Source organism: Kitasatospora sp. NPDC058184 (assembly GCF_042883725.1).
Lineage (GTDB): Bacteria > Actinomycetota > Actinomycetes > Streptomycetales > Streptomycetaceae > Kitasatospora.
In genome coordinates this window covers 343,654-357,384 of the sequence record NZ_JBHVVE010000007.1, presented here as the reverse complement: position 1 = coordinate 357,384, position 13,731 = coordinate 343,654, and the positions used below count along the sequence as shown (strand labels likewise).

General features: G+C 74.8%; 10 protein-coding genes. 3 read left to right on the top strand and 7 right to left on the bottom strand.

What is annotated here, in order from left to right:
• Positions 1-88 precede the first annotated feature (88 nt).
• Positions 89-310 carry a GNAT family N-acetyltransferase gene (locus ACFVXH_RS16525; RefSeq protein WP_387824270.1) on the bottom strand — a complete coding sequence of 74 codons (222 nt, stop codon included), beginning with the start codon at positions 308-310 and terminating at the stop codon, positions 89-91.
• 16 nt (positions 311-326) lie between these two features.
• On the opposite strand from ACFVXH_RS16525, the gene ACFVXH_RS16520 reads away from it, so the two are divergent.
• Entirely contained in the window at positions 327-770 is a 444-nt protein-coding gene (locus ACFVXH_RS16520; RefSeq protein ID WP_387824284.1) for a TetR family transcriptional regulator, read from the top strand.
• 260 nt (positions 771-1,030) lie between these two features.
• Here the strand turns inward: ACFVXH_RS16520 and ACFVXH_RS16515 are convergent, their stop codons facing one another.
• The 4 genes from ACFVXH_RS16515 to ACFVXH_RS16500 all read right to left on the bottom strand — a co-directional run bounded on the left by ACFVXH_RS16515 (position 1,031) and on the right by ACFVXH_RS16500 (position 9,669).
• On the bottom strand, positions 1,031-4,018 hold the full coding sequence (locus tag ACFVXH_RS16515; protein WP_387824105.1) for an ATP-binding protein: 2,988 nt from the start codon (positions 4,016-4,018) through the stop codon (positions 1,031-1,033).
• A 294-nt stretch (positions 4,019-4,312) separates the two neighbouring features.
• Positions 4,313-6,226, bottom strand: a complete 1,914-nt coding sequence (locus ACFVXH_RS16510; protein ID WP_387824102.1) for a DNA/RNA helicase domain-containing protein — start codon at positions 6,224-6,226, stop codon at positions 4,313-4,315.
• 110 nt (positions 6,227-6,336) lie between these two features.
• On the bottom strand, positions 6,337-7,356 hold the full coding sequence (locus ACFVXH_RS16505) for a hypothetical protein (RefSeq protein WP_387824099.1): 1,020 nt from the start codon (positions 7,354-7,356) through the stop codon (positions 6,337-6,339).
• Positions 7,357-7,503: 147 nt separating this feature from the next.
• Positions 7,504-9,669 (bottom strand): transglycosylase domain-containing protein, encoded by a 2,166-nt coding sequence (locus tag ACFVXH_RS16500; protein WP_387824096.1) that lies wholly within the window; start codon positions 9,667-9,669, stop codon positions 7,504-7,506.
• Between the two features lie 259 nt (positions 9,670-9,928).
• Between ACFVXH_RS16500 and ACFVXH_RS16495 the strand changes: the two genes are divergently transcribed.
• On the top strand, positions 9,929-11,056 hold the full coding sequence (locus ACFVXH_RS16495) for a hypothetical protein (RefSeq protein WP_074003687.1): 1,128 nt from the start codon (positions 9,929-9,931) through the stop codon (positions 11,054-11,056).
• 276 nt (positions 11,057-11,332) lie between these two features.
• Positions 11,333-11,869 carry a GNAT family N-acetyltransferase gene (locus tag ACFVXH_RS16490; protein ID WP_074003688.1) on the top strand — a complete coding sequence of 179 codons (537 nt, stop codon included), beginning with the start codon at positions 11,333-11,335 and terminating at the stop codon, positions 11,867-11,869.
• An 89-nt stretch (positions 11,870-11,958) separates the two neighbouring features.
• On the opposite strand, the gene ACFVXH_RS16485 is transcribed toward ACFVXH_RS16490, so the two are convergent.
• Both ACFVXH_RS16485 and ACFVXH_RS16480 read right to left on the bottom strand, forming a co-directional pair.
• Positions 11,959-12,858: a Gfo/Idh/MocA family protein gene (locus tag ACFVXH_RS16485; RefSeq protein WP_387824092.1), complete on the bottom strand. Its 900-nt coding sequence runs from the start codon at positions 12,856-12,858 to the stop codon at positions 11,959-11,961.
• 132 nt (positions 12,859-12,990) lie between these two features.
• Positions 12,991-13,662, bottom strand: coding sequence for an O-methyltransferase (locus ACFVXH_RS16480; RefSeq protein WP_387824089.1), 672 nt, complete (start codon positions 13,660-13,662; stop codon positions 12,991-12,993).
• Between the last annotated feature and the right edge of the window lie 69 nt (positions 13,663-13,731).

Below are 13,731 nucleotides of genomic sequence, written 5' to 3'. Positions count from 1 at the left end.
GGCGGGAACCGCCGGACGGGACGGCGGTGGGCGACGGCGCGCGCCGAGCACGGGGGCGAACCCGCGCGCCCGCCCGACCGCCGTCCCCTCAGAACCGCAGGTCCATCCGCTGCTCGACCGCGTCGACGCCGAACTTGCGGGCCGGGCGGGAGACGGTGAGCTCGAACCCGGCCGTCGCGTAGAGGTGGTGGGCGGCGCCGAGTCCCTCGACCGTCCAGAGCAGCACGCCCTCGTACGCACGGGCCCGGGCCTCGTCCAGGGCCGTCTCCAGCATCCGGCGGCCCAGCCCCCGGCCCCGGGCGGCCGGGATCGGCTCCAGCCCGCGCGTGCTGCTGTACCTGTTCGGGTCGAAGGAGCAGCTGGTCCGGGAGGTCCTGGCGGTCGGACGGGCCGAGCAACTGGCGCTGCTGGAACGGTCCGAGGCCGAGGGCGGCAGCGCCCGCGAGACCCTCGACCTGCTCTGGGAGTGGCTGACGCAGCCCGAACACCGAGGGGCGCTGCGGCTGTTCTTCGAGGGGTACGTCCGCGCCTTCGGCCGGCGCGAGCCGTGGCCGGACTTCGGCACCGCCTCGCTGGAGGAGTGGCTGCCACCGCTGGAACGCGTCCTCGACGGCACCCGGGCGAACCCCACCGTGGTGCTCGCCGTCCTCCGCGGCCTGCTGCTGGACCTGCTCGCCGGGGTCGACGACGAGTCCGACAGCTCCGACGGGTCCCACGCCCGGCGCGTCCACACCGCCTGGCACGCCTTCCTCGACGCCGCCCTCGCCTGAGCCCCGGCCCGGGCGACGGATCCCGTCGGCCGACAGATGTCGCGCACCGACGGATGCCGCGGTCCCGACGGCCGCACCTCCGGCCGGGTCCGTCCCCTGCGCGGACCCGACCGGCAGCCCATGCGGCGCGTACGGGACTGACGCGTACGCCTGTCCCGTGCCGTGGGGATCGAGCCTAGGCAGGAGCGCTTACCGATCGCTTACCAATCACTGACGGCTGTGGCCCTCAACCGGTACGGCTGCGGCAACGGCCCCGGCCGCTACCGGACGTCGCTCAGCTCCCGCGCCTCCGTGAGCACCCGCGCGGCCGACTCCGGCAGCCCGGCCGCCTCGTAGGCCCGGCCGAGCGCCCGGAGCGCCTCCGCGAGGAAGGAGCGCCAGCCGCGGGCGCGCCACACCAGCACGGACTCCTCCAGGTGGGCGACGGCCGAGGCGCGGTCCCCCGCCGCCAGGTCCAGCTCCCCGAGGATGCCGAGGGCCTGGGCGAGGTGGTGCCCCAGGTCGAAACGGCGGGCGATGGCCAGCGCGGCCTCGGCCGTCTCCCGGGCGCGGCCGTCGCCGGTGGCCGCGTACAGCGTGGCCAGGTACAGCAGCGAGAACGCCTCCACGTAGCGGTCCTTGAGCGAGCGGGCCATGGCGAGCGAGCGCAGGAGCAGCTCGCCGCCCCGCTCCACCTGGCCGGCCCGGCCGTGGGCGGCTCCCAGGAACTGGATCGCGGTCGCCTCGAAGCGGGTGTTGCCGATCAGCCGCGCCAGCCGCAGCGTCTCGGTGAGGTGCTCGATCGTGCGGTCGAGGTCCGTCTCCCCGTGGGCGATGGCGATGATCTGGTGCGCCCGGGCCTCGCCGCCCGGGTGGTCGTGGGCGGTGGCGAGGTCCAGGGCACGGTGGCCGGCGTCCAGGGCCTCCTGCGCGCGGCCCTGGGCGACCAGGCTCCAGGCCGTCAGGACGAGGGCGTCGGCGGCCCCGCGCACCTCCCCGGCCTCCTCGAACAGGCGCCGCAGGTGCCGCGCCCGCTCCTCCAGGGCGACCATCGTCTGGGCGCCGTCCGCCAGGTCGACGGCCGTGCCGGAGCCGTCGGCCGGGGTGGTCCAGGTCGTCACCTCGATCAGGCCGCGGGTGAGCACGGCGGTGCCCAGGCCGTCACCGGCCGACCGGCAGGCCTGGAGGACGGCCAGGTGGGTGGTGCGCCACTCGTCGTACAGGCCGCGCACGTCGCAGTACTTCTCCTGGCAGGCGGCGAGGTCCCAGGCCACCGGCACCATGCGCAGCGCGGCGGCCTGCCGGGCGCTCGCGTCCAGGGCCGGCTGCTCGGCGTCGAACCAGGCCATCGGGTCGTCCAGCAGCGCCGCCGCGACGCCGGACGGCATCGGGTGGCGAGGCGCGGTGCCGTGGATCGGCGCGAAGCACGGCCCGGGCACCTGGTCGGCCGCCTGCTCGGCCAGCCAGAGCCAGGCGCCGAAGGCCCGTCCGAGCGCGGCGGTGCGGGCGGCCGGCTCGTCCGCGGCCTCGGCGTGCTCGCGCGCGTACAGCCGGACGAGGTCGTGGAAGCGGTAGCGCAGGTGCGGCTCCGCGCCGGTCTCCTGGAGGAGCTGGGCGTCGATCAGCTCCTCCAGCTGGCGCTCGGCCCGCTCCGGCGGGATGTCCGCCACCGCCGCCGCGACCCACGGCGCGAAGTCGGGCGCGTCGAGCAGTCCGAGCAGCCGGAACGTCCGGCGGGTCGGCTCCGGCAGCCGGGCGTAGCCAACGGCGAAGCCGGCCCGTACGGCCAGGTTCCCCGCGGCCAGTTCGTCGAGCCGGCGCCGTTCGTCGCGCAGCAGGTGCGCGAGCCGGGCCAGGGTCCAGCGCGGCCGGGCGGCCAGCCGGGCCCCGGCGATGCGGACGGCCAGCGGCATGCCGCCGCACAGCTCGACGATCTGGGCGGCGGCCACCGGCTCGGCGGCGACCCGGCGGTCCCCGAGGATGCGGCGCAGCAGCGTCCGGGCGTGGGGCGCGTCGAGTTCATGCAGGTCGACGAGGTGCGAGCCGGGCAGCGCCGTGAGCGCGGCGCGGCTGGTGACCAGGACGGCCGGGCGGTCCGGCCCGTGCCCGGCCGGGTCCGCCGGGGTGCCCGGGAGCAGCGGGCCGATCTGCTGCTCCCCGGCGGCATTGTCGAGCAGGACGAGCGTGCGGCGGCCGGCCAGCAGCGTGCGGTACAGCGCGGAACGCTCCTCCAGGGAGGCCGGGATCTCCCGGGGGTCCGCGCCCAGGGCGCGCAGGAAGGCGGCGAGGACGCCGGCCGGGTCGGCGGGCGTCTCGTCGGCCCCGCGCAGGTCCGCGTACAGCCGGCCGTCCGGGTAGTCGACGGCGGCGCGGTGGGCGCTGTGGACGGCCAGCGCCGTCTTGCCGATGCCGCCCATCCCGGCGATCACCGGCACCCGGCCGGCCGCCAGGGCGTCCAGGACTAGCCGCACCTGCTCGTCACGACCGGTGAAGTCCGGGATGTCACGCGGGAGTTGGGAAGGCACCCGGGAGCACCCCGGAACGGCTCGGGCATCCTCCCGGTCGTGCGCCAGCAGCGCCAGGAAGACGCCCTGCACCTGCTCGCCCGGCTCGATCCCCAGCTCCTCGGACAGCCGCCGGCGCAACGCCTGGAAGCGGCGCAACGCCTCCGCCGCCCGCCCGTCCGCCGCCAGCAACTCCAACAGGGCGGCCTGCACCGGCTCGTCGTACGGGTACTCCTCGGCGAGCGCCGTCAGCGCGGGAACGGCCGCCCGGGCCGCCCCGTCCGCCTGCGCGGCCCGGGCCAGGGCCAGGACCGTGGCACGCACCTCGTCCTCCACGGCGGCCACCAGCGGGTCCTCCCGGTTCACCCGCTCCAGCCCGGCCAGCACCGGCCCGCGCCGCAGCCCGATCGCCCCGGCCACATCCCCGTCGGCGGCGAACCCGCGGAACCGTCCGAGGTCCACCGCCCCCGGCCCGGTCACCAGCCGGTACCCCTGCGCGTCCGACTCCAGCACCACCGACTCGTCCCCGAACCCGCCGAGCCAGCCGCGCAACCGCGACATCCCGGTGTGCACCGCACCCCGGCCCACCCGGTCCGCCTGCCCCGCCCACACCAGCTCCAGCAGCCGCCCCACCGACAGCCGCTCCCCCTCCGCCAGCAGCAGGACCCCCAACAGCCCCCGCAACACGCCGGCCCGCGGCAACACCTGCGGCACGGAGTCCACGGCGACCGCCAGGGGCCCCAACAGCCCGAACGTCATCTTCATCCGCTGCATCCGCTTCAGTCCCTCAGAGCCCACGACCGCCCTCGGCCCGCCCACGACCCTAGTACGGACACGGCCCGACCGGCATTCACCAGCCCTCGCCGGACCGGGGCGCCCTACCTCTCACGCACACCGTCCGGCCTCCCCTTCAGCGCCGCACCTCCACGCTGGCCCCGGCCGCGCGGAACTCGGCCGCCGTGGCCTCGGCCAGGTCCGGACGTCGCGTCGTCAAGGATCGTCTCGGGGCCTGCCGTGCCGGAGGCCGGGCCGGTCTGCCGGGAGACGCCCCAGGCCGGGTCAGGAGCCGGGTAGCAGGGAGGCGAGGTAGGCCTGGGTCTCGGGGTCGGTGGAGTAGAGGCGGGTGCCGTGGGTGGCCCGGGTCGCGAGGACGCGGTAGGTGTTCAGCGCGTACGGCAGGTACTGCTCCGGGGGCAGCGTCCGCAGTTGTACGGCGTCGTAGCTGGCCTCGGGGCGCGCCCGCCAGCGGTCGTGGCGGCGGACGAGGTCGCCGCCCAGGATGACGGCGCCGAAGGCGTACTCGAGGCCCTGGGCGGTGTAGATGCATCCGACCTGGTCGTGCCCGCCGCGGTCGGTCGCCCAGTACGGGCGGGCCGGGATGTCGGGGAAGCCGGGGACGGGCTGTTCGGATCGCAGGTTCCAGGGGCGGGCCCAGGAGCGCTCGCCGTGGTCGGGGCCGTGCCAGCGGATGGCGACCTCCGGCTCCAGCGGGGGGACCTCACCGGTGTCCCAGGGCCAGCAGAACCCCGCGGTGATCCGGGCGCTGCGGCCCTGCGCGGTGTGGCCGTCGACCCAGGAGGCGAGCGCGTCCGGGTCCGTGGCCAGGGCGAGGTCGTAGCTTCCGCCGTTCCACGGACGCGCGGCGCCGGCCGGGGAGAACAGGAGGTCCACCCAGCGGTGGTAGGCCTGGGAGCCGTTGCAGCGGAACTGGGTCTCCAGGTCGACGTGCCGGAACGCCGCCCCGGACTCCTGCGCGTGGCGGGTCAGTTCGTCCAGGGTGAGGCCCTCGCTGGGACGCACGATCTGGCGTTCGTCGAGGAACAGGACCAGGACGCCGACCCGGTCGAGCAGGTTGCGCAGGACGGCGGGGAAGCCGGTGCCGCGCTGGTGCGGGTAGGTGGCGGCGCGGTGCGCCTCGTCGAGGAGGACCACGCTGTTCTTGTCCAGCCCGCCGGGGGTCTTGCTCTTGAACGTCGCGACGAGGCCGCGGGACTCCTCGCGCAGCAGCCGCTGGAGCTGCCGGGTGAGGGTGCCGGAGGGGGTCAGCAGGCGGGGGTTGCGCCGGGGCTCGCGGCACAGTTCGCCCATGAGGCGGGCGGCGATCGCCGTCTTGCCGGTGCCGGGCCCGCCGGTGACCACGACCATGCCCCCGGGCCCGTGCGCCCCGGCCGCGCCGAGCTTGCCCTCGCGCGCGTCCGCCTCCCGGACGGCGTCCAGGATCGCCAGCCGGGCCCGGTCCTGTTCCCCGATCAGGCGGAACGGGCGCTGGTCCTCGATGTTGGCGGCCAGCCGCTCCATGGCTTGCTCGGAGGGCCGGTGCTCACCGGCGAGGAACCGGTCGACGGCCTCCCCCGGCGCGGGCGACAGGCCTGCGCAGCCGAGGCGCTCCGCGAGGTCTCCCGCGGGCACGCCGACCGCGAGGTCGTCGCGGCCCAGCAGGGGGAACTCGGCGCTCGGGGAGTCGGGCGACACCATGCTCCGGAGACGCTCGATCACGTCGGCGGAAGCGTTGTGCAGGACCACCGTGCCCCTCGCCCGAACGCCGTTCCCGCCGTCGGCCCAGCCCCGCAGGTAGTGGACGTATCCGCCGACCTGGCGGGCGGGGTGCTGCACGGACCGCCGTCCGGCCTCCAGCATCCCCGGGTGGCCCGGTACGGGCCGCGCCCCGGTCCACTGCTTCAACTCGACGGCCACGACCGTCAGGGCGCCGTCCGCGTCCTGGCCGACGACGGCCGCGTCGACGCGCTCACCCGTTCCCGGCAGCGACAGCTCCAGCAGGACGTCGAGGCCGCCCAGACCGGCGCGCACCAGCGCGTCGAGGAGGACGGGCCAGCTCCGCCGCCAACTGCCGGCCTCCTCCTCCCCGGGCGCCGCGCCGTGCAGGGCACGGAACCGCGTCGCACAGGCGTCCATGAACTCCGGCCGCGCGGCCCGCCGCGCCATGTCGTCGATGATCCCCCGGTGTACGTACATGACCGATGGATACCATCACCGACCGACAACGCCGAGAGCGCCGACGACGCCGACAGCCCGCGCGGACGCCCGACGGCATGGGCCGCCGGGTGTCCGCGCCCGCGGTCCGCTCAGCCGGCCGGCGTCTCCGGCCCGGCCTGGACGGCCCCGGCCGCCGACGGCGCGGCCCAGTTGGTCCAGTGCCAGTCGAAGTACTGCGCGCTATCGGGGGTGTGGGCGGTGCACCGCCTGCCCTCGAGGGTCCTCGCCGCCGCGAGGAGGTCGGCGGAGGCCGCGCCCTTCTCCGACACCTCCACGATCCCGTCGGAGGACACCCTGATGTAGCCGTCCTCGAACAGGGCGTCGCAGCCGAGCACACAGGCGGCCATCACGTTCGCCAGGTGGGAGCGCTGCTCGAGGTTGCTCTGCGACCTCTTCCGCACGTGCGCCGCACGGACGAGCGCCTGGGGCAGCTCCCGCCCGCAGAGGTCGCAGCGGATGGAGCTCCTGCCGTTGAACTTGGCACGCCGCACGCGGGCCTGCTCGCGGCGGGCGAGCGCGACCACGGGGCGGTCCAGGCTGTCGCCCAGCTCGAGGTAGCGGTCCGGGTCCTGCGAGGTGTCCGGGGCCTGCGAGGTGTTCGGACCGTGCCAGGCGGCGGCGGGCCCCCTAGTGTCGGAGGACGCGACCGGCTGCTGCTCGATGGAGTCGACCAGCCTGGTCATCACCTCGGGGTCGGCCACCGGGACCGGGGCGCCCTGCTTGTTGGCGGAGAGCCGGAAGGCCTCCATCGCCGCAGCGCCGAGCTGCCCTCCCGCGATGGTGGCCTCGAGGTCCAGAACGTCCAGGCGGACGCGCACCGGGTAGACGCCGTCGGGCCAGACGGTGGCCTTGTCCTTGTAGACCGCTCCGGTGACCTGGGCGACAGCCAGCTCGCGCAGGACCGCGTCGGCCCAGCCCCCCTCGGGGACACGGGCGTTCGGCCCCCGGTGGCCGAACAGGACGTAGTCACCGGGCTTCAGCCCGTCCAGCACCTCCGGGGTGTTCGCCTTCTCGGCGGTTTCGGGCTTCCAGCCCCATATGGACTCGCGCAGGCCGATCTCGAAGTTCCGCTTCGAAGCGGCGGGGACGTACACGGCAACGACGGACACGTCGTGCATCCTCCTCGGTTCGACTCCCCCTGCCGGACGGGCCCGGGGAGTTGGTTGGTTCGGACGGGCAGTGCCGCGTGTCCCGTGGAGGCGGGAGAAGACGGCACGGTGTCTGTCTACCAGACGGCACTGACAGACAGGCCCGGCCTACTGTGCCGCCGTCTTCATGTAGGTGCTCCAGATGCGGGTCGGGAGGGCGGCGTCGGAGGTGTCCGGGGTGGCGCCGCCGAGGCCTTCGAGGGAGAGCAGCTTCATGTCCTTCAGGTCCGCGCGGAAGATGGTGACCGCCGTCGACAGCTGCCCGTTGTAGCCGACGAACCACCCTGCCGTACGGTCCGCGGTGGTGCCGGGTTTGGCGGCCAGGCCGGGGCCGGCCTCCGCTGCCGGCTTGGCGGCTCCGTCGCGGACGGAGCCCTTGAGTGCCGCGTCCACCTCGGCCGCGACCGACGGGGTCAGCGCCTGGTTGGCGGCCGGCAGGCGCAGGGGGAGCTGGGCGCCGTTGCGGGAGATCCTGAGGACGGAGTACGGGTCGGTGTGGCTGCCGCCGGCCGCGAAGGCGGCGTACGCGTCGGCGGTGCGGACGGCGCTGGGGGTGGAGTTGCCGACGCCGAGGGCGGGGACGAGTTCGCCCAGGCTGTTGGGGAGCAGGCCGAGGTCGGTGGCGGTCTTCTGCACCCGGTCCAGGCCGACGTCCATGCCGAGCTGCATCAGCGGCCCGTTGACGGACTGTTCGACCGCGTTCCGCAGGGTGACCGTGCCCCAGTTCCGCCTGCCGTCGTTGGCGGTCTTGACGATCTTCCCGTCCCGTCCCCAGTACGGCCCTTCCGGGGTCATCACGTTCACCCCGTCGTCGCCGTTGTAGGGGGTGGCGGGCGTCACCGGGGTGCGGTCGCCGCCCCGTTGGCGCTGCACTCCCTGGCCGAGCCCGGCGGCGTACACCACCGGTGTGAAGGCCGAACCGATCGGCACCGTGGTGGTGTTGGCGTTGTTGAAGCCCTGCTTGAGGTAGTCGGTGCCGCCGTAGAGCGCGACGATCCGGCCGTCCGGGGCCACCGAGGCGGCGCCGACCTTCAGGAACTTGTCGGCATCCCGGTTCTCCGGGTCGATCCCCGCGGTGCCCTCCCGTACGGCGGCGGCCAGGGTGTCGACCCTCGGCTTCTCGAAGGTGGTACGGATCTGGTGGCCGCCGAGGTCGAACTGGGCCGGGGTGATGTCGCTGTGGCTCTCCACGTAGGCGCGGGCCATGTCCACCAGGTACCCGGTCTGGCCGCTCAGCCCCGCCGACTTCGGCTGCGGCCTGGGCTCGGGGAACACGGTGTACTTGGCGCGCTCGGCGGCGGACAGCTTGCCGACCTCCACCATCCGGTCCAGGATCCACGACCAGCGCTCCTCGGCCCGCTCCCGGTTCTCCGCGCTGACCGCCGGGTCGTACTGCCCGGCGCCCTTCAACAGCGCTGCCAGGAAGGCGCCTTCGCTCGGGTCGAGCTGGGAGACGTCCTTGCCGTAGTACGCCGCCGCGGCGCGCTCGATGCCGTAACTGCCGCGCCCGAACCAGCTGGTGTTGAGGTAGCCGGCCAGGATGTCCTGCTTGCTCATCCGGTCGTCCAGCTTGATCGCGATGACGATCTCGCTGAGTTTGCGGGACATGTCCTGGCGCTGGTTCAGGTAGATGTTCTTGACGTACTGCTGGGTGATGGTGGAGCCGCCCTGGGTCTCACCGCCGGTGACCATCTGGACGACGGCGCGCCCGATGCCGGTGACGGAGATGCCCGGGTCGTCGTAGAAGGTCTCGTTCTCGGCGGCCAGCACCGCCCACTGCACCGGCTCCGGCACCTGGCCGAGCGGCACCTCCTGCCGGTTGGTCGGACCGATCCGCGCCATCTCGCTGCCGTCCGCCCAGTAGTAGACGTTGTTCTGCTGGGTGGCGAAGGAGTTCAGGTCCTCCGGGACGGCGGTGTGCGCGTAGAACCAGAGCAGCCAGCCGCTCAGCCCGGCCGCGCCCGTCCCGGCCACCAGCAGAAGCTGCCGCCAGGACGGGAGCCAGCGGCGGACGCCGCGCCGGCCGCGGCGCGGGTAGTCGATCCGCAGGGACGGGCGCCGGCCCCGGAACGGACGCGACCCGCGTAACGGCCGGGGGCGCGGGCGCGGCAGGAAACGTCGGCGTCGGCGCCCGGGCGTCTCCTTCTCGGCGGTCTCGCCGGCGGTCTTCTCGGCGGTCTCGCCGGCGGTCTTCTCGGCGGTCTCGCCGGCGGTCTTCTCGGCGGTCTCCTCGGCCACGCCCTCGGCCGTCTCCCCGGCCCCGTCTTCGGCCACGTCTTCGGCCCCGCCGTCTTGCTGAGCACGCACAGTCCGGTCTCCGATTCGCTCGTGGGCTGACCCTCCGTACACATAGACGTGATGAGAACATCAGTACGTATGCCTGGCTTTGGTGTGATCATGGTCATACTGCGCTCGACGGGTGGGACGTGAGCGTCCGACGGGCGGGCCGCGGACCGTGGACGAACAGCCCGCGGACGGCCACCCGCGCCGAACCCGGTCCGCGCCAGCCCCGGCGTGCCGCCAGAATGGCGCCATGAGGATGATCCAGACCGCGCTCGGCACACTGCTGCTCCTGCTGATCATCGGCAGCATCCTGCGCACGCTGGTCGTTCCGCGCGGCCTCTACTCGGCACTGGTGATGCGGCTCTGGCGGGTGCTGCGCACGCTGCTGCGGCTGTCCGCCGGGCCGAACCGCGGCTACCTCGCGCAGGACCGGGCGCTCACCTGGCTGGCGCCGCTGGTGCTCCTCGGCATGCTCGGCGTCTGGCTCAGCTGCATGCTGACCGCCTACACCCTGTTGCTGCACGGCACCTCCGAGCTGAGCTGGTCGGTCTCCGTGCGCGAGGCCGGGTCCAGCCTGTTCACCCTCGGCTTCGCGAGCGGCGAGCGGCTCCACCTCTCCGCGATCGACTTCCTGGCCGCCGCCAGCGGCCCGCTGGTCATCGCCCTCCAGATCGCCTACCTGCCGACCCTCTACGCCGCCTACCAGCGCCGCGAGACCGAGGTGACCCTGCTGCAGTCCCGGGCCGGCGAGCCCGCCTGGGGCCCCGAGCTGCTGGCCCGCCAGTCCCTGGTGGACACCGAGACGGCGCTCCCCCAGCTCTACCGGGACTGGGAGCGGCTGGCCGCCGACATCGGCGAGAGCCACTCCAACTACCCGGTGCTGCTCTCCTTCCGCTCCCCGCAGCCCCACCGCAGCTGGGTGGTCGGGCTGATCGCCGTGATGGACGCCGCCGCCCTGCACCTGGCGCTCTGCCCGCGCTCGGCCCCACCCGAGGCCCGGCTGGTGATCCGGGCCGGCTTCACCGCGATGCGCGACATCGGCCGCTCGCTGCGGATCGACTTCGAAGCGGACCCGGACCCGGACATCCCGATCCGGCTGACCTACGCCGAGTACCTGGGCGCCGTCGCGATGATCACCGCGGCCGGGTTCCCGCGCGAGCGCCCGGTCGAGGACGCCTGGGCGCACTTCCACGGCTGGCGGGTCAACTACGAGGCGCTGGCGTACGAACTGGCCCGGCGCAGCGACGCCGTCCCGGCGCTGTGGACCGGCCCGCGCGACTTCCGCGCCCCCGTCATCCCGCCGAGCCGCCCCACCGACCGCCGCCCGTCCTCGACCCCGCCGCCGGGGACACCGCTGCCACCGCTGCCGCCCGCCTGAGCGGGCGGACCAGACCGACCGGGCGGAGCGGGCGGACGGGACCGACCCGGGCGGACCGGGTACACTCGTCCGCAGTACGTGCCGTTCAGGAGCACGCAGGAGCAGAGGAAGAAGAGGGAGGTGGGGTTGATGACCGCGCTCAAGGCCGCCATGCGCAGCGTCCGGGTCTCCCTCACGTCCCGGGCCGCGGCCTGACCTCCTCCTGTCCCGCCTCGCCGGGGGCGTGAGCCCGCGGGGCCCGCACGAACACTCCTCAGGAACGGATCTCCGTCCACCATGCGCAACTGGATCACGCGTGCCGAGACCGGCACCGACATCCCGACCATCCGCGACATCAACCTCGCCGCCTTCGGAACTCCCGCCGAGGCCGACCTCGTCGACGCGCTGCGCGCCGACGCCTCCTGGATCGAGGGCCTGTCCCTCGTCGCCACCACCGAGCACGGCACCGACGAGCAGGGCACTGGTGAGCACGGCACCGCCGTCGGCCACGCCCTGCTGACCCGCTGCCACATCGGCGACGTCCCGGCCCTGTGCCTGGCCCCGTGCGCCGTGCTCCCCGCGTACCAGCGCACCGGCGCCGGCTCCGCCGCCGTCCGCGCAGCACTGGACGCGGCACGGGACCTGGGCGAGCGCCACGTCGTCGTCCTGGGGCACCCGGACTACTACCCGCGGTTCGGCTTCACCCGCGCCTCCGCCCACGGCATCGGCCTGAGCATCGAGGTCCCGGACGAGGCGCTGATGGCCCTCGCCCTGGACGCCGGCCACCCGCTGCCCGCGGGCACCGTCCGCTACGCCGCGCCGTTCGGCATCTGACGGACGACGCCGGGCGGGGCACGTGGGTGCCCCGCCCGGCGTCCTTCCCTACTGTCAGGGACTGTCAGGGCCCTGCCCGACAGCAGGCCTCAGACGGCCACCGTGGCGCCGATCGCCAGCGAACGCTCGGCGCCGACCAGGATCTCCACCACTCGCAGGCCGAAGTCCGCCCCGCACGGGTGCGGCTCGCCGGAGGCCGCCGAGGCCCGCAGGGCGTCCAGCGCCCGGTGCAGCGCCGCGGCCGGTCCCTCGCCGCGCGGGGGCAGCTGCACCACGCCGTGCTCGCCGCGCAGCTCCATGCCCGTCCCGCCGGCCGCGAGCGGTGCGGTCAGGCTGAGCGCGAGTGTGCTGGAGGCGCCGCCGGCGTGCCGTACCACCAGGTGGACGGTGTCCAGCGGGCCGGCCGCCGCCGTCACGTGCGTCGCGTCGCCCAGGACCGGCAGCAGGACGGACAGCGCGTGCGGGCCGACGTCCCACAGCGCGCCCTTCTCGACCCGCCACGGCGAGGCCGCGTACGGGCTGGTGCTGCCGGGCGCGAACACCGAGCCGAGCCAGTCCGAGCGGCCGGTGAACCAGCCGCCGAGCTCCGCCTGCCGCTCGATCCACGGGATCTGCTCGCCGCCGAAGCGCACGGTGAAGAAGACCACCGAGGCGACCTTGTGCTCGCGCACCGCCTCGGCCACGGCCTCGGCGTCCGGCACCGTCAGCGCGACCGGCTTGTCCAGCAGCAGGTGGCAGCCCGCCTCGGCGGCCCGCACGGCGAGGCCCGCCTGCACGGTCGGGGGCAGCGCGATGGAGACCGCGTCCACCTCGGCCAGCAGCCGGTCCAGGTCCGCGTACCCGGGCACGCCGTGCGCGGCGCCCAGCGCCTCGGCCGCCTCCGGTCGGCGGCCCCAGACGCCGGTGAACTCCAGCCCGGGGTGCTCGGCCAGGACGGGCGCGTGCACCCGCTCCGCCCAGGGGCCGGTTCCCAGCAGTCCGATCCGCACGATGTCTCCGTTTCCTTCGTGTTCCGTCGCGACGTCCGTGTTCCGTCGCGTTCGTGTTCCGTCGCGACGCCGCCGCATGGTCGCGACGCCGCCGCGTGCTCGCGGCGCGTGATTCGCGGCGCGCGCCCTGGGTCAGCCCCGGACGCGGGCCAGGGTGAAGCCGTCGTAGCCCTTGCTGCCGACCGTCTGCACCGAGGTCGCGGTGACCGTCGGCTCGGCCGCGATCAGCTCGTGCAGCGCCCGGGTGCCGACCACCGCCGGGTCGGTGCTGTCCGCGTCGGCGACCGCGCCGCCGCGCACCACGTTGTCGACGATGATCAGCGAGCCGGGCCTGGTCAGCTGGAGCGCCCGGCGGAAGTACTCCGGGTTGCTCGGCTTGTCGGCGTCGATGAAGACCAGGTCGAAGGGCTCCACGCCCTGCTCGACCAGCGCGGCCAGCGAGTCGGCGGCCCGGCCGACCCGTACCTCGGCGACCCCGGCCAGCCCGGCGGCCGCCAGGTTGCCCCGGGCGACCTCGGCGTGCCGGGGGTCCAGCTCCAGGGTGAGCAGGGTGCCGTCCGCGGGCAGCGCCCGGGCCAGCCAGATCGCGCTGTAGCCGCCGAGCGTGCCGACCTCCAGGATCCGCTTCGCGCCCTGGGTCACTGCCAGCAGGTGGAGCAGCTTGCCCTGGTTGGGGGCGACCGCGATCTTCGGCAGCCCGGCCGCGGCGGCGGCGGCGGTGGCGCCCTCCAGCACCGGGTCGTGCCCGACCAGCTGCTCGGAGAAGTAGGCGTCCACGGCGTCCCAGGTCGGCTGCGAAGACATCGGGCCCTCCAGAGTGCAAGATCGGCAGCTACCCGGCCGATGCTACTCCGAGGGCCCGAGGGCACCACG

Coding starts and splice junctions, on each gene's coding strand:
- ACFVXH_RS16510 (WP_387824102.1), bottom strand. CDS start 6,226: ATGTACGTACACCGGGGGATCATCGACGACATGGCGCGGCGGGCCGCG.
- ACFVXH_RS16490 (WP_074003688.1), top strand. CDS start 11,333: ATGCGCAACTGGATCACGCGTGCCGAGACCGGCACCGACATCCCGACC.
- ACFVXH_RS16480 (WP_387824089.1), bottom strand. CDS start 13,662: ATGTCTTCGCAGCCGACCTGGGACGCCGTGGACGCCTACTTCTCCGAG.
- ACFVXH_RS16515 (WP_387824105.1), bottom strand. CDS start 4,018: ATGAAGATGACGTTCGGGCTGTTGGGGCCCCTGGCGGTCGCCGTGGAC.
- ACFVXH_RS16495 (WP_074003687.1), top strand. CDS start 9,929: ATGAGGATGATCCAGACCGCGCTCGGCACACTGCTGCTCCTGCTGATC.